This is a genomic window from Synechococcus sp. B60.1 (assembly GCF_047462555.1).
Classification (GTDB): Bacteria; Cyanobacteriota; Cyanobacteriia; order Thermostichales; family Thermostichaceae; genus Thermostichus.
The window spans coordinates 1-16,211 of record NZ_JANSJN010000004.1 but is presented as its reverse complement, the minus strand read 5'-3'; the positions used below and the strand labels follow the sequence as shown (position 1 = coordinate 16,211).

Annotated in this window: 12 protein-coding genes; 9 read left to right on the top strand and 3 right to left on the bottom strand. The window is 59.4% G+C overall.

Features of this window, described 5'->3' with window-relative positions; genetic code table 11:
• Positions 1–123 precede the first annotated feature (123 nt).
• Together lpdA and NW863_RS00900 are read left to right on the top strand one after the other, a co-directional pair.
• Positions 124–1,506: a dihydrolipoyl dehydrogenase gene (gene lpdA, locus NW863_RS00905; RefSeq protein WP_414363889.1), complete on the top strand. Its 1,383-nt coding sequence runs from the start codon at positions 124–126 to the stop codon at positions 1,504–1,506.
• An 82-nt stretch (positions 1,507–1,588) separates the two neighbouring features.
• Positions 1,589–2,896 (top strand): class I SAM-dependent methyltransferase, encoded by a 1,308-nt coding sequence (locus tag NW863_RS00900; protein WP_414363888.1) that lies wholly within the window; start codon positions 1,589–1,591, stop codon positions 2,894–2,896.
• 18 nt (positions 2,897–2,914) lie between these two features.
• Here NW863_RS00900 and NW863_RS00895 read toward each other — a convergent pair whose 3' ends face one another.
• On the bottom strand, positions 2,915–4,306 hold the full coding sequence (locus NW863_RS00895) for a TldD/PmbA family protein (RefSeq protein ID WP_414363887.1): 1,392 nt from the start codon (positions 4,304–4,306) through the stop codon (positions 2,915–2,917).
• Between the two features lie 39 nt (positions 4,307–4,345).
• Entirely contained in the window at positions 4,346–6,637 is a 2,292-nt protein-coding gene (gene glgB / locus NW863_RS00890; RefSeq protein ID WP_414363885.1) for a 1,4-alpha-glucan branching protein GlgB, read from the bottom strand.
• Positions 6,638–6,838: 201 nt separating this feature from the next.
• Here glgB and tatA point away from each other — a divergent pair, with 201 nt between their 5' ends.
• From tatA to NW863_RS00855, 7 genes are all read left to right on the top strand, one after another.
• Positions 6,839–7,117, top strand: coding sequence for a twin-arginine translocase TatA/TatE family subunit (tatA, locus tag NW863_RS00885; protein WP_414363884.1), 279 nt, complete (start codon positions 6,839–6,841; stop codon positions 7,115–7,117).
• 261 nt (positions 7,118–7,378) lie between these two features.
• Positions 7,379–8,224, top strand: coding sequence for an anti-sigma factor domain-containing protein (locus NW863_RS00880; RefSeq protein ID WP_414363883.1), 846 nt, complete (start codon positions 7,379–7,381; stop codon positions 8,222–8,224).
• Between the two features lie 190 nt (positions 8,225–8,414).
• Positions 8,415–9,338: a bestrophin family protein gene (locus tag NW863_RS00875; RefSeq protein ID WP_414363882.1), complete on the top strand. Its 924-nt coding sequence runs from the start codon at positions 8,415–8,417 to the stop codon at positions 9,336–9,338.
• 198 nt (positions 9,339–9,536) lie between these two features.
• A complete protein-coding gene (locus NW863_RS00870; RefSeq protein ID WP_414363917.1) occupies positions 9,537–9,902 on the top strand; it encodes an NAD(P)H-quinone oxidoreductase subunit M in 366 nt (121 codons plus the stop codon).
• A 76-nt stretch (positions 9,903–9,978) separates the two neighbouring features.
• Complete coding sequence (locus NW863_RS00865; RefSeq protein WP_414363881.1) at positions 9,979–10,416, top strand: DUF2996 domain-containing protein; 438 nt, start codon at positions 9,979–9,981, stop codon at positions 10,414–10,416.
• 162 nt (positions 10,417–10,578) lie between these two features.
• Positions 10,579–12,060, top strand: a complete 1,482-nt coding sequence (gene glgA, locus NW863_RS00860) for a glycogen synthase GlgA (protein WP_414363880.1) — start codon at positions 10,579–10,581, stop codon at positions 12,058–12,060.
• A 180-nt stretch (positions 12,061–12,240) separates the two neighbouring features.
• Positions 12,241–13,851, top strand: coding sequence for a glycoside hydrolase family 57 protein (locus NW863_RS00855; protein ID WP_414363879.1), 1,611 nt, complete (start codon positions 12,241–12,243; stop codon positions 13,849–13,851).
• Positions 13,852–14,136: 285 nt separating this feature from the next.
• Here NW863_RS00855 and ilvB read toward each other — a convergent pair whose 3' ends face one another.
• The gene (gene ilvB, locus NW863_RS00850) at positions 14,137–15,933 is read right to left on the bottom strand and encodes a biosynthetic-type acetolactate synthase large subunit (protein WP_414363916.1); all 1,797 of its coding nucleotides are present in this window, start codon (positions 15,931–15,933) and stop codon (positions 14,137–14,139) included.
• Positions 15,934–16,211: the final 278 nt, after the last annotated feature.

The window sequence follows — 16,211 nt, the reverse complement described above, 5'->3', positions numbered from 1 at the left end:
CGCCAGCCTCCTGTCAACTGGGCAGGCGACCCTATGCTACCTCATGGTTTGGATGCTCTCAGCCAGGTTCCTGGGAAGGCCAACAAGATGAGAAAATGAGGCACCGGTTATCCAAGTCTCGCCATGAGCTTCGATTTTGACTTGATCATCATTGGTGCCGGCGTCGGCGGCCACGGCGCAGCGCTCCATGCCGTCGAATCCGGCCTCAAAACCGCCATCGTCGAAGGTGCGGAAATGGGCGGCACCTGTATCAACCGCGGCTGCATCCCCTCCAAGGCTCTGCTGGCCGCCTCCGGCCGCCTGCGGGAACTGCAACACAGCGCTGGGCTGGGCATCCAAGTGGGATCCGTCCAGGCTAACCGGGAGGCCATTGCCAATCACGCCACCCAGGTGGTAGAGAAGATCCGCGCCGACATGACCCGCTCCCTGGAGAAACTGGGGGTAACACTCCTGCGGGGACGGGGCAGGCTGGCGGGATCCCAAATGGTTGAAGTCCAGGAAGAGAAGGGATCTCGAACCTACACGGCGCGGGACATTATCTTGGCCACGGGTTCCCAACCCTTTGTGCCGCCGGGGATCCAAGTAGATGGCCGCACGGTCTTTACCAGCAACGAGGCGGTGCGGTTGGAGTGGATCCCGGAGCGGCTGGCCATCATCGGCAGCGGCTACATTGGCCAGGAGTTTGCCGACGTCTACACGGCGCTGGGATCCCAGGTCATTCTCATCGAGGCCCTGGAGACCCTGATGCCGGCCTTTGACCCCGACATTGCCCGCCTGGCCCAGCGGGTGCTGATCAAACCCAGGCAAATCCAGACCTATGTGGGCGTGCTGGCCAAGCAGGTGATCCCTGGCCAGCCGGTGACGATCCACCTCTCTAACGGCGAAACGCTGCAGGTAGATGCCTGCCTGGTGGCCGCTGGGCGGATCCCGGTCTCAGAGGGGCTGGGCTTGGCGGAGCTGGGGGTGGAGTTAGACAAGCGCGGCTTTGTACCCGTAGATAGCCGTATGGCCACGGAATTGCCCCACCTCTGGGCCATTGGCGATGTGACGGGCAAGCTGATGCTGGCCCACGCGGCGGCAGCCCAGGGGCGGGTGGCGGTGGAAAACATCTGTGGCCGCCCTGCTTACATGGATTACCTGAGCATCCCAGCAGCGGTGTTTACCCACCCGGAGATGGGCTTTGTGGGGCTAACCGAGCCCCAGGCCAAAGCCGAGGGCTATAGCGTGGGCACAGTGCGCACCTACTTTGGCGGCAACTCCAAGGCCATTGCCTCTGGCGAGACGGAGGGCATGGTCAAGCTGGTCTTTGACAAGGAGACGGGTCTTCTGCTGGGATCCCACATCTTTGGGCCGCATGCTGCGGATCTCATCCACGAGGCGGCCCAGGCCATCGCCCGCCGCGCCACGGTGCAAGAGCTGGCCCGCCTGGTGCATGTTCACCCCACCCTGGCAGAGACGCTGGAGGAAGCCTACCGGCGAGCTGCCCACAGTTTAACCGCAGCCTAGCCGTGGCCTGCTGGCGACCGACACGGGCCGACTTGACGGCCAAAGCTGGTCTAATAGGATAGGGGGGAAGAGGTGGGAGGACGTGGCTTTGGCCAGCGAAGCGGAGATTACCCGGGCGGTGCAGGCCCAGTACGAGGCGTTTCCCTACCCGCCCGTCCCCTACGACCGGCCCTTTGAGGGCTTTTCCAGCCTAGGCAGCTACATCCTCGCCCAATATGCCCGCACCCGCACTTTGCAAGAGCCGACCGGGGCCAGATTTTTGGTGGCTGGCTGCGGCACCGGCTGGGAGGTACACGGCATTGCCGCCAGCAACCCCGGCTATGGCGCCGTGGTCGGGATCGATCTCAGCCGCCCGGCCCTAGAGATTGCCCAGAAACGGATCAAGTACCACGGCCTGCGCAACTGCTCGGTGCACTACGGGGATCTCATGGATCCCTCCACTTGGCCGGAGGGGAGCTTCGACATGATCAGCTCCTATGGGGTGATCCACCACACCGCCGATCCGGTCAAGGCTTTGAGAAACTTGGCCTCGCGCCTAGCTCCCGAGGGGGTAATGGCGCTGATGCTCTACAACCGTTCCGGCCGTTGGCATGTCTACCGCATTCGCCGCGCCCTGGAGCTGCTGGGGATTACTCCGCCGGCCACGCCGGAAAAGATTGAATTTGTGCGGCAATTGTTAAAGGCAGCCCATCCCAATTCCCTGCTAGCCCGGCATGCCAAGGCCCACGAGGAATACTACTCGGCAGACGAAAACATCGTCGACAACTTCTTCCACGCCAACGACATTCCTTTTGACATTGGCGAGATCCCCGACCTTTTGGCCCAGGCGGGTCTGGAGTTTATCGATGTCGCCCCCTACTTGGATTATTGGAATGCCAAGCCCTTAATTGCCGCCACCCACCCGGAGTTCCACCGCCGCTACGAAGCCCTCTCCCGCATTGACCAACTGCGGGTTATCGAGTACTTGGAGCCCCTCTACCACACGCAAAATCTCTTCTGGTGCTGCCACCAGGGCAAGAAGCTGGCCAACTGGGATCCCTTCACAGCCGAGTTTTTCCGCAGCTCCCGTTGGCAGCTCAACCCCCTCTTTCTCCAGCACGGCCAGGTGCGCTACTGGGATCGCAAAATCCCCTTTTCGGATCTGCTGGGCAAGGTGGATCCCGCCCAGATTGTGACCCAAAAGTTGGACATCTTCTGGCCCATTGCTCGGATCCCGGGCAAGATGATCGCCTCCAGCCGCTACCAGGTCGTGGAGCTGCTGCTCCCCTTAGCCAAGCAGGCCCGCTCTGGCGCTGAGATTTTGGAGCAGCACGCCGAGAGAGCCGAGCATGTTCTCCGCCTCTTTCGCGAGTGGGAAGCCGACCGCCTGGTTCTAAGAGTTGCTCTCTAGAACGGCAGGGGGTGGAGGCTAAGCGCTCTGCCGGCCACCCACAATGGCGCGGCAGCGGATATAGGGCCCTCCAGCATCCACCTTGGCCGGCTGACCCTTGCCGCAGTGGCCGGATCCCAAGTCCCACAGGAAATCCCGCGACACAGCATCCACCGACTGCAACACCTCAAAGGCATTGCCGGTAATGGTAACCCCTCGCAGCAGCTCTGCTAGCTTGCCGTTGCGAATGCGGTAGGCCCGCTCCACGCCAAACATGAACTCACCCGTGGAGTCGGCTTGCCCATTCCTGGCCCCATCCAGGAAGTAGCCGTCAGGTGTGCTAGCAAGGATCTCCTCCAAGGTTTGGGATCCCGGCTCAAGGTAGGTGTTGCGCATGCGGATAAGCGGCTCGTCGGCATACTCCCAGGCGCGGGCGTTGCCGGTGGGCTCGACGCCAAAGTAGGCAGCCGTTTCGCGGTTGTGCAGGTAGCTCACCAAGATGCCGTTCTGGATGATGGTGGTGGTTTGGGTGGGAACGCCCTCATCGTCCACCGGCAGCGTTCCCCCTGCCCCTGGCATGAATTCCGAACGGCCGGAGTCCTTGAGGGTAACCAGTTCGCTGGCTACCTGCTGCCCCAGCTTGCCGGCTGCTACCGAGCCCGCCAAGACAAAATCCGCCTCGACCGTGTGGCCAATGGCCTCGTGCACCAGCAGCCCCACGATGGAAGGGGACAAAATGACTGTGGCCCATCCTCCCTCGGCGTAGCCTGCAGAGAGGAGATCGACCGCGGTGGCAGCCGCCTTCTCCGACATCTGCAAGGGATCCGTCCGAAAAAGGCAATCCCACCCCCCGGTAACACCAATGGACTCGGCGCCGCTGCTCAGTTGGCCATCCGCCTCGGCCACCGCCTGGATCCGCAGTTCAGGGCGCACCAGACGAAAGGCCACATCCGCCCCATCTGTAGTAACAATGGCTTTTTCCTCGTAGATCTCGTTGTAGGTGCAACTGGCCGAGGTAATGCGAGCAGAGGACTTGCGGGCTTGGGCTTCCGTTTCCAAAACCAACTGGATCTTGGCCTCTAGGGGCTTGTTGACCACCTCCTCCACGCCGGGCTCGCAGAACTCTCCCTGGGCCAGGGCTACGCTGGGCAAAGCCTTCAGCTTCTGCTTGCGGCAGTCGGCGCTGGCACGGGCCGCCTGCTGGGCTTCGGCAATGGCCTTGCGAATGGCGGCTGGGGAGAGATCCCCGGTGGCAGCAAAGCCCCAGGTGCCGGCCTCCAGCACCCGCACCCCCACCCCTGAGCGCCGCCGAACCGCCGTCCGCTCAATGCGGCCCTTTTCCGCCGTAACGCTGCGAAAGACTTTGCTGTGGTAGCGCAGTTCCACCAAGCCGGAGTAATCCCGAAGGATGTCGCGCAGGAGATCTCGCATGGCCCTAAGGGGAAGGACGGTACTTCCAGCATACCCTTTTTAGGTCGAGCTCTCAGCCGGCTGGGGCGGCTGCCACTTCAGCACCAAGGTCGAAAGAGGAGGCAAACAGAGCTCAAGCGAGTAGGGCAGGTTGTGGTAGGGCCAGTCATCTGTCCACTTACCCCCTAGGTTGCCAACGCCGCTGCCCCAGAACTCCACCGCGTCGCTGTTGAGCAGTTCCTGGTAAAACCCTCGCTGCGGCACGCCAATGCGGTAATTCGGCCAAACCACCGGTGTAAAGTTACAGACTACCACTAGCCACTCCTTGGGATCCTCCCCATAGCGGATAAAGGAGATAATGCCCCGATGGTCGCTGCAGTCAATCCAGCGGAACCCTTCTGGCTTGGTGTCTTGAGTGTAGAGAGCTGGCTGCGAGCGCAAGAGATGGTTGAGGGTGGCTACGTAGTGGCGCAGCTTGGCGTGGGGCTCATACTGCAGCAGCTTCCAGTCTAGATCTGCCCAAACATTCCACTCGTTCCACTGGCCAAACTCCATGCTCATAAACAAAGTTTTCTTGCCGGGGTGGGTGAACATGTAGCCGTAGAGGGCCCGCAAACTGGCAAACTTGTGCCACATATCCCCTGGCATTTTGCCCAACATGTGGCTTTTGCCGTGCACCACCTCATCGTGGGAAAAAGCCAGCATGTAATTTTCGCTAAAGGCATACATGAGGCTGAAAGTCACTAGGTTGTGATGGAACTGGCGAAACCAGGGATCCATGCGGAAATAGTCCAGCATGTCGTGCATCCAGCCCATGTTCCACTTGAGGTTAAAGCCCAGACCACCCACATGGGTTGGCCAGGTTACCATTGGCCAGGCAGTGGATTCCTCGGCAATGGAAAGAACGCCAGGGTAGTACTTGAAGATAAGGGTGTTGAGCTGGCGAAGGAAGTCAATCGCCTCCAAATGCTCTCGCCCACCGTAGGAGTTGGGGATCCAGTCTTTGCGGTCGTAATCCAGATAGAGCATTGAGGCCACCGCATCCACCCGAATGCCGTCGATGTGGTATTTGTCAAACCAAAAGAGGGCATTGGCTATTAGATAGTTGCGCACCTCGTTGCGGCCGTAGTTGAAAACCAAAGTGCCCCAGCCCTTGTGCTCGCCCTTGCGGGGATCGGCATGCTCGTAGAGGTGGGTACCGTCAAAAAAGGCCAGCCCATGCCCATCTTTGGGAAAATGCCCCGGCACCCAATCGACAATGACGCCGATCCCTTCCTGGTGGGCGCGATCGACAAAGTACATGAAGTCTTGGGGCAATCCGTAGCGGGAGGTTACCGCGTAGTAGCCAATAACCTGGTAGCCCCAGGAGCCGTCGAAGGGGTGCTCTGCCACGGGTAAGAGCTCGATGTGGGTAAAGCCCAGCTCCTTGACATAGGGGATCAACTTGTCCGCCAGCTCCCGGTAGGTGAGAAAGCGGGTGTTGGGCTTTTGATCCAGCGGCACCAGGTGCCCATCGGCGGGGGGGTCTTCCGTTGAGGCGTGCATCCAGGATCCCAGATGCACCTCGTACACCGAGATGGGCGAGCGCAGGGGGTCGGTGGCAGCCCGCTTTTCCAGCCACTCCTGGTCGTGCCAGGTATAGGTGTGGAGCTCGGCTACAATCGAGCCGGTTTTGGGTCGCACCTCCTGCTGAAAGCCATAGGGATCTGACTTTTCGTAGATATCCCCCCAGGCAGTTTTCACCTCGTACTTGTAGACGGCTCCTGGCCCAATGCCGGGGATGAACACCGCCCAGATGCCACTTTCGCCCAGCCGCTTCATTTGGTGTTGGCGGCCATCCCAGTGGTTGAAGTCGCCAATGACACTGACATTGCGGGCGTTGGGAGCCCAGACGGCAAAGTGGACTCCCTGAACCCCATCTACGCTGATGGGATGGGCGCCCAGCTTCTCGTAAATGCGGTGGTGGTTGCCCTCGTTGAAGAGGTAGCGATCCAGCTCACCGATGTGGTTGACCTTCTCCAGGGGAAAGCGATAGGGATCCTCCCACTCTTCCAAGTGCTGGCCCTCTGGATCCCAAACCCGCTGCGCCCGCAGAAAGTAGTCTGGAACCGGCGTGCCAGGCGCAAAGCGCAGCTCAAACAACGTTTCTGGATGCAGCGGCTGCATCGGGTGGGCCTGCCCAGTGGCGCGTTCCACCAGCCAAACCTGTTTGGCATTGGGCACCAGGGCGCGCACCAGCCAGAAGGACACCTCCCCCTGCTCTATCTGCTGCGGCCCCAAAACAGCATAGGGATCCCGCCACTGGTTGGTGACGAACTGAAGCACTTGTTCGGCAGACAGGAGAAAGCCCATCGGCAAGCTTCAATAAAGCAACAATCTCAGTCTAGCGGTGCTCGGCTGCCACTTTTGGTAGCGCAGGGATTGCCGGAGCCATGGCGGTAGCAGCCAAACCTTTCTGCCCCTGGGAAAACCTGCTAGAGTTGGGAGGGGGTAATTCTCCTCCTTGCCAGCGAGATTGGTTGGCTTGTTTTGTTGTTGGGGTTTTGGGGACTTATGGCTATCCTGCTGTCGAGCGAACCTATCCTGGCTGTGAGCATCTTTGGCATGGGTCTGCCAGAGCTGGCCGTGATTGGGGTAATCGCGGTGGTCGTGTTCGGCCCCAAGAAGCTGCCAGAGTTGGGCAGCGCCTTTGGCAAAGCATTGCGCAGCTTTAAACAAGAGATGAACAACCCCAGCAGCGATGACGAACCTGTTGCCGCCGCCGAGCGCGTGAGCGGGACGGAGTCCCTGAAGGCAGAAGCGGAGAAGGTGGTCGAGAAGGACGCCGCCTGAGAGCCTCAGAACTAAAAAAAGGGCGGCTTGGGTCGGCTCCTTAAGTTTTGTAGGAGACGAGCCCTTGGCTGGCTGAGAAAACAAGTCGCATGGCCGGGATCCCGGCCAACCCCTGCGGGATCCGCACCAGCCGCAACAAAATGGAAGTCGGCTTGCCAGTGGGCCGGATCCAGGGCTGGTGTATATTTCTGAAAAAGCTACCAGCCTGGTGCTACCGCTTGACCCAAAGCCGGGCTGGACAGGCGCAGCCGATGGAGAGCTATGGTCGAGCCGACCGATTTCGAGCTGATGCGCCAGATCCAACTGCGGGATCGCCGCAGCCACTTTTTACTTAAGGATCGCTACCAAAAGCGCCTGCTGGAGATCGCGCTGTCCACTCTCAAGCAGCCTCACCAAGCCGAAGAGGTGGTGCGCCAGGTGTTTGCGTTCTGCTGGAAACATGCAGAGGCCTTTGACCTGCAGCGGGATCGCTCGGTGGCCCTGTGGCTTTACGAGTTGACGGCCTTTCAAGCCCAAGAACGCTTGCGGCGCTGGAGCTGGTTGCCCGCCCCTGCCTCCATCCGGGTCGCACCTCCTTTGTGGCCGCGGCGCCTCCTCTGGGTCGGCTTAGCAGCGTTGGGGATCTACGCGGTGGCCATAACAGCGGCCTACTGGCGGCTGCGCTGGCAGGGGGAGCCGGTAGCCATGCAACGGCTCTATCAGGAGTGGCAACGACAACCGCAGGTACGGCGAACCCTTCTACGCGACCCTAGCTTCCGCAACCCCCTGTTGGTACAAGCTCTCTGGTCGCCCCGTGCCAAGCAGGTGCTGCTCTTGGCCTCAGATATGGCCCCTGCCCCCCCAGGCAGCACCTATCAATTGTGGCTGGAGTCGGATCTGCAAGGAGGGGGACGACGGCTGGAAAGCGCCGGCACCTTCACCGTCAACGCCGAGGGATCCCTGCAATGGCTCAGCCAGCCCACCCGTTCCCAACAGCCGACCCGCCTTTGGATCACCCTCGAACCGGCAGGCGGGAGCGAATCCCCCACCAGCGCGCCTCTGCTGCAGAGCAACTTCTGGATCCCTGCCTCTCAACCTGAGGAGAGCAAAGAGCACCTCTTAAACTAGCTTGAAATGACTCCTAAGACCCTGGAAGTTACCCCGTCGGGTCAATGGAGAGATCTTTTTGCTTGCTCAGAACCGCCAAGGGACTCGTGATCGCGATGTCTTTTGCAAAGGGGGGAGATCCCTTTGGCGCGTCAACAACGGTTGCCATAACGGTAGTAGGATCAGGGGGCAAGCTTGCCGACGCCACACCATGATTCGCCAATATCTATCGGGGAATGGGCTGCGTTGGTTTCGCTTAGCCTTGCAGTTACACGGATCGGTCGTGCCGGCAGTGCTGCCTCGCACCCTCATCTGTGGTCTCCTGGGAGTGCTGGTTTCCGTTCTCTACAAACTGGGGTTGCCCATAGCGCTTTCCTCGTTGGTGGCGTTTGTGCCCAACATTGTTTTGGGGCTGATGCTGGTATTTCGGACAAACACGGCCTACGAACGCTTTTGGGAGGGGCGAAAAGCCTGGGGAGCCGTGGTGAACAATGTGCGCAACTTAGCCCGTCTGATTTGGGTGGTCGTTGAAGAGAAGCAGCCCGGCGATCGGGAAGAAAAAATCAAAATCCTCTATCTGCTGCCTGCTTTTGCCATCGCTATGAAGCAACATCTGCGCCAAGAATTTTTGCCGGATGAGCTTCAGTCCCTCCTCAGCCCGGAGCAGTTGCAACGCCTCAAAAGCCTCAACCATCCCCCGTTGCAAATTGCTTTTTGGATCGGAGATTACCTGCAACGCCAATACCACAAGGGCCGTGTTGAGGTCTACCAGCTTACGATCATGGTGGAGCGGCTCAATAACATGGTAGATGCCTTGGGTGCCTGCGAGCGCATTCTCATGACCCCAATGCCCATTGCCTATGCCCTCCATCTGAAGCAGTTATTGCTGCTTTATTGTTTGTCTTTGCCGTTTCAGATGGTGGAGGGCTTGGGTTGGATGACCGGCCCCATTGTCGGGCTGTTGGCCTTTATGCTGTTTGGCGTCGAGGAGATCGGCATTGAAATTGAGAACCCCTTCGGCCGGGATCCAAACGACCTGCCCCTTGATGTGATTTGCAGTAAGATGAAGCAGAATATCGCCGATTTGATCCAGTCTGCCCAGAACAACCATGGGTTATCTCATGAACAAACTTAGGTTGCTCTGGGAAAGGCAGTCCGGTCTACAGTGCGGGGCTTCCCGCCGATTAAGCTAAAGGGATCCCGCTTCTCCCCAAAATTGTTGGGTGGGGAGATTGGCCTAGGCAACTTTCTGGGATCTGGACAACAAGGGATCCCACCTCGGCGCCGGGAATGATACCTTGAGGAGGGTAGGATATTGACGAGAACGACTGCCATGCTGAAATGTACCACTCGCCACGTTCACATCTTTGCTGGCGAGGTAACTGCTGATAACCACTTTGTGCCCCGCGACGATCTGCTTACTCTTGATGTGGATCCGGATAACGAGCTGGTCTGGAACGATGCCGCCCTGCAGAAGGTCTATGCCCGTTTCGAGGAATTGGTAGAAGAGTACAGAGGCCGGGATCTGACCGAGTACAACCTACGGCGTATCGGGTCTGACCTGGAACACTTCATTCGCTCTCTCCTCAAGCAGGGGGAGATTGCCTACAACCTGCAGGGGCGTACTCCCAACTACAGCATGGGCTTCCCCCAGATCCCTGCCGAAGGGATCGTCGGCCAGTACATCCCCAAAGGCTAGCCCTCTTCGCCATTCTGGACAGATCTAGCCCATTTGAGTCTGTAGCCCAACTTACTTGTTGTCGGAGCACCGATCCATGTCTGGAGAACCCACCCCTCAAGAGACCACTGGCGAAAAGTCGGCCCCTGTCGAGGTCGCTAATCCTGCTACTGGGGCGACTGGCTCCGCCAAAGCCGCGGCGAAAAAACCAGCCAAGGAAGAGAAGCCTTTTGAGCAACTGATTGCAGAAGACGTGATCCCAGCAACCATCGCCGCTTTTGAGAAACGCGGCGTCAACGATCTGCAACTGCGGCTGGAGGGCAAGACGCTGGTCGGCTCATTTGCCGGCGGCAAGAAGCAGTTTAGCGTCCTCTTTGCTGAGGGATCCCTCAACGGGCCCAAGTTCTTCCGCTGTGCTGTTGAAGGATCCCCGGCCAGCACCCTCGAGTCTTTTATGATCGACGAGCGCCGCGTCGACGTGAACCTGTTTGTTTTCTATCTGGTGCAGCGCCTCTACGCCCAGCAGTGGTATTGAGGGATCCAAGCTCCTAGATAGCCCAGCCAAATCGCGCCTGTTCTGCCAGAAGGGATCCCTATTCGGGGATCCCTTTTCGCTGAGGCGGGGGATGGGCTAGCGAAGCCAAAAGAGATTATCTTTTGTGAAGAAAAGTAAGGCGGTGCTACGGGAGATCTCGAAATGTACATCGTGCAGATTGCGTCGGAATGTGCCCCCGTCATTAAGGCAGGTGGGCTAGGGGATGTGGTGTACGGCCTCAGCCGGGAGCTAGAAGTGCGGGGGCACTGCGTCGAGCTGGTTTTGCCCAAGTACGACACCATGCGCTACGACCAGATCTGGGGCCTGCACGACGCCTACCGCGACCTCTGGGTGCCCTGGTATGGGGGAGGCATCCACTGCTCGGTGTACTGCGGCTGGGTACATGGCCGCCTTTGCTTTTTTATTGAGCCCCACTCCGGCGACAACTTCTTCAATCGCGGCTGCTACTATGGTTGCCCAGACGACAACATGCGCTTTGCTTTTTTCAGCAAGGCAGCTTTGGAGTTTCTCCTCAAAAGCAACAAGCGCCCCGACATCATCCACTGTCACGACTGGCAGACAGGACTGGTGCCGGTACTGCTCTTTGAGATCTACAAGTACCACGGCATGGAAAACCAGCGGGTATGCTACACCATCCACAACTTCAAGCACCAGGGCTTTGGCGGCCCGGAAATTCTTTGGGCCACTGGCCTCAATCGGGAGCCCTATTACTTCCACTACGATCGTCTGCGAGATAACTTTAACCCCTTTGCCCTCAACTTTATGAAGGGCGGGATCGTCTTTTCCAACTTTGTCACCACGGTTTCTCCCAACCACGCCCTGGAAGTGCGATTTGGCGATTACGGCTATGGGCTGGGTCACACGCTTTATTTACACCAGCACAAGTTTCGCGGCGTCCTGAACGGCATCGATTACGATATTTGGAACCCTGAGATCGACCGCTTTATTCCTTTTCGCTACACAGCGCAAACTTTGGAAAACAAGGCCAAAAACAAAAGAGCCCTGCGGGAACGGCTGCTGTTGCAAGATGTCGAAAAGCCGATTGTGGCCTATATCGGACGCCTCGATGAACAGAAAGGCGTGCATCTGGTGCACCATGCCATCTACCGCTCCCTGTTCAAAAATGCCCAGTTTGTTCTCCTGGGATCCGCCACGGAGCCGGGGATCGGCGCCTGGTTTGCCCATGAGAAACGCTACCTCAACGACAACCCCGACGTTCACATCGAGCTGGGTTTCAACGAAGAACTTTCCCACCTCATCTATGCAGGGGCAGACATCCTGGTGGTGCCCAGCCACTACGAGCCCTGCGGCCTCACCCAGATGATCGGCCTCAAGTACGGCACAGTTCCGGTGGTGAGGGGCGTGGGCGGCCTGGTGGATACCGTTTTTGACCGCGACTACGACAGTTGCAAATTGCCTGAGCAACGCAATGGCTACGTGTTCTACCACACGGATCACGCAGCCCTAGAGTCGGCGTTGGATCGGGCCATTGACCTGTGGTACACCGCCCCCGACCAGTTTCGCCAACTGCAAACCCAAGGCATGAGCTACGACTACTCCTGGAACTACCCCGGCAAAGAATACCTGGAGATCTACGACCAAATTCGCCACCGCTGGTCCTGACCAACATCCCCCCGCCGCCCGGCGGCCACCAGCGATCCCCAGCGATCCCAGCCCTTGACCGCGAGGGAGAAATGCTGGACGATAGGTAGCAATGCTGCTCTTAACCTTCCCTACAGATTGATTGCTGGGGAAGGAAGGCTTGCTCCCTTATCTTCTCCCACCTGAGGATCCCTAGCCGCCATGATAGGCTATCTTGCCTTGGTACTCCACGCACACCTGCCCTTTGTGCGCCACCCCGAGCAGGACTTTGTGCTGGAAGAAGAGTGGCTCTACGAAGCCATCACCGAGACCTATGTCCCGCTGCTGCACATGTTCGAGGGGCTGCGGCGAGATGGCATCGACTTTCGCTTCACTATGTCTCTGACGCCGCCGCTGGTGTCGATGCTGCGGGATCCCTTGCTGCAGGAGCGCTACGACCACTATCTAACCAAGTTGGAAGAGCTGGCCCAACTGGAGTACGACAAGAACGCCACCAACGGCCACATTCGCTACCTAGCCGAGCACTACATCAAGCAATTTGCCATGGTCCGCGATCTCTGGGAGCGCTACGACCGAGACCTGGTGCGGGCCTTCAAACAGTTTCAGGACAGCGGCAACTTGGAGATCATCACCTGCGCCGCCACCCACGGCTACCTGCCCCTGATGCAGATGTACCCACAGGCGGTCTGGGCCCAACTTATCGTGGCCTGCGAGCACTACAACGAACACTTTGGCCAATGGCCGCGGGGGATCTGGCTGCCGGAATGCGCCTACTACCAAGGGCTGGAGCGGATGATTGCCGATGCTGGCCTGCGCTACATGATCACCGACGCCCACGGCCTGCTCTATGCCAAGCCACGGCCCCGTTACGGCATGTACGCCCCCATCTTTACCGAGACCGGTGTTGCCGTCTTCGGTCGGGATCACGAGTCTTCCCAACAGGTGTGGTCGGCGGAGGTGGGCTACCCCGGGGATCCCGTCTATCGCGAGTTCTACAAAGACCTAGGGTATGAGGCCGACTACGAATACATCAAGCCCTACATCATGCCCAACGGCCAGCGGAAAAACACCGGCATCAAGTACCATCGCATCACGGGGCGCAACCTAGATCTGGGGCAAAAGCAACTTTACGATCCCTACTGGGCCAGGGAGAAGGCGGCAGAACATGCGGGCAACTTCATGTTCAACCGCCAGCGACAGATCGAATATCTGCACAGCGTCATGGGGCGCCCGCCGCTGGTGGTGGCTCCCTACGATGCTGAGCTGTTCGGCCATTGGTGGTACGAGGGCCCCTGGTTTTTGGATTTTCTCATTCGCAAGAGCTACTTCGACCAAACCACCTATCGCATGACCCACCTGGCGGAGTACTTGCGGGAGAACCCCACCCAACAGGTGTGCAAACCGGCCCAATCCAGTTGGGGGGCGCGCGGCTTCCACGAGTACTGGCTCAACCCCACCAACGCCTGGATCTATCCCCACTTGCACAAGGCCACCGAGCGGATGATCGAGCTGAGCCGCCGTGAGCCCGCCGATGACCTGGAGTGGCGAGCCCTGAACCAGGCGGCGCGGGAAGTGCTATTGGCCCAATCTTCCGACTGGGCCTTCATCATGCGCACGGGGACGATGGTTCCCTATGCCGTACGCCGCACCAAGTCCCACCTGCTGCGCTTCAATCACCTCTACGAGAAGATCCAAGCCGGCCAGTTTCGGCGAGAAAAAGCCACCCCCGAAGACGAGCAGTGGCTGGCCAAGGTGGAGTATATGGACAACATCTTCCCCAATATCAACTACCGAGTCTACCGGCCCCTCTAACCATTGGGCAAGGCCAGAACCTGTTGGCAATCTCCAGTCGCAGCGTGGGGAAAAAGAATTTCGGACTACCTGGGCCGCACTCGCCTCTCTTCTTAGATCTTCTTGGACGATGGTCTGGGGGCAGTCGCGGCAGCAGTGCGCCCAGGAAGTGTTTTCTTCAATCTGGTTTGAAACGGCTGCAGTATCTCTGCGGGCTTTCCGCTGCCGAGGGCGGGCCTTATTGCAAATCTTCTCAGAGAACTTGGGATCCCAACTTCCCTGCCTTGATGGCCAGCCCTGCCGGTTCTAGAGCTTGGTGCCGCACTCGGCGCAGAACTTGTGCAAGCTAGGGTTTTTGGCGCCGCAGTTGGGGCAGTAAATAAGCTCGGCAGCCTGTTCCAGTTGCCGCTTTTCCGGCAGCCCAATCATCTGGTAGTTGGCTTTGCCGGCAGGCACCATCGGGTAGCAGTTCTCATCCCGCTTGACCACAAAATCGGCCAGCACCGGCCCCTCGTGGCGCAGCATCTCTTGGATGGCATCGTCCACTTGATCGGGGTGATCGACGCGCATGCCCTTGACGCCAAAGGCTTCGGCCAGCTTGACAAAATCCGGCATGCCCGCAGCCATATCGGAGTGGGAATAGCGCTCGCCGTGGAAGGCCTGCTGCCACTGGCGCACCATGCCCTGCCAGCCATTGTTGATGATGGCCACCTTGGTGGCAATGCCGTACTGGGCCACCGTGCCCAGCTCCTGCATGTTCATCTGAAAGCTAGCATCGCCGCTGATGCAGATCACCTCGGCATGAGGCAAGGCCACTTTGACCCCCATGGCTGCCGGGAAGCCGTAGCCCATGGTGCCCAGGCCAGAGCTGGAGATCCACTGGCGCGGCCCGTTGCGCAGAAACTGCGCCGCCCACATTTGGTGCTGACCGACATCGGTGGTGTAGTAGGCGTGGGGAGCATGGCGACGAAACGCATCGATCACCTGCTGCGGGGCGATCACACCCTCATAGCGGGGCACCTGCAGGGGGTAGTCCCGCTTCCAGCGCTCGATCCGCTCCAGCCAAGCCTGCGTCTGGCCAGGGGTGTGGGGCATTTTGCTCAGTTGCGCCAACAGCTCCACCAAAACGGTGCGCACATCTCCCACAATCGGCACGTCCGGAGCGCGGTTTTTGCCCACCTCTGCCGGGTCAATGTCGATGTGGATCACCTTGGCGTGCTTGGCAAATTCGTCTAGCTTGCCGGTTACGCGGTCGTCGAAGCGGGCCCCCACTGCAATCAGCAGGTCGCACTCGGTAACGGCAAAGTTGGCGTAGGCAGTGCCGTGCATGCCCAGCATCCCCACCGAGAGGGGATCGTTCTCATCGAAGGCCCCCTTGCCCATGAGGGTGGTGGTCACCGGGATCTGATAGGTGTGGGCCAGCTCGGCAATTTCGGCGTGGGCCCCGGAGATGATGGCCCCGCCGCCCACGTAGAGCAGGGGACGCTTGGCCTGCAGAATCAGCTTGGCCGCTGCGTGGATCTGGCGAGGGTTGCCCCGCACCGTGGGCCGGTAGCCGGGGATGTTGACTTCGCTAACCGGCTGGTAGTCGAACTCTTCCAGGCCCACATCTTTGGGAATGTCGATCAGCACCGGCCCTGGCCGCCCGGTGCCGGCAATGTGAAAAGCCTCGGCCACAATCCGAGACATTTGACGCGGATCCCGCACCACGTAGGAGTGCTTGACGATGGGCAGAGTGATGCCAAAGATGTCGGTCTCCTGAAAGCCGTCGGTACCGATCAAATGGCGGGGCACCTGGCCGGTGATCACCACCATGGGCACAGAGTCCATCATGGCGTTGGCGATGCCCGTCACCAGGTTGGTCGCCCCTGGCCCCGAGGTGGCGAAGCACACGCCCACCTTGCCGGTGGCGCGGGCGTAGCCGTCGGCAGCATGGGCCGCGGCCTGTTCGTGGCGGACTAGGAAATGTTTGAGTAGCCCTTGGGATTCGGCTTTGTACAGCTCGTCGTAGATGGGCAGGATCGCTCCTCCCGGATAGCCGAAAATGTGCTGCACCCCCTGTCGATGCAGGCTATCCACCAGTGCATAGGCCCCTGTTGCCACGATATCTTCTCCCCCCTGAAGACGACCGAGCACTCAACCTGGAGCGGCTGAGTCAGAAGACTGGCCAGCTTTTTGGATTGTGTATTTAGTTCAACAGTTTAGCAGGTGTTTGCTGTGCAAAGTTGGGATTTGCCTGGGGGGTAGCCCTTTTCTCCGGCAGAACCGGTTTTTCCTCCACCCTGCCTTTGCCTTGGAGAACTCTATGAACTACCCCACCGCGCAGGCGGGTGGGGTTTCCCCATCCGCTTGACAGCAGAGCTTTTGTCTCTTCTTCTGCC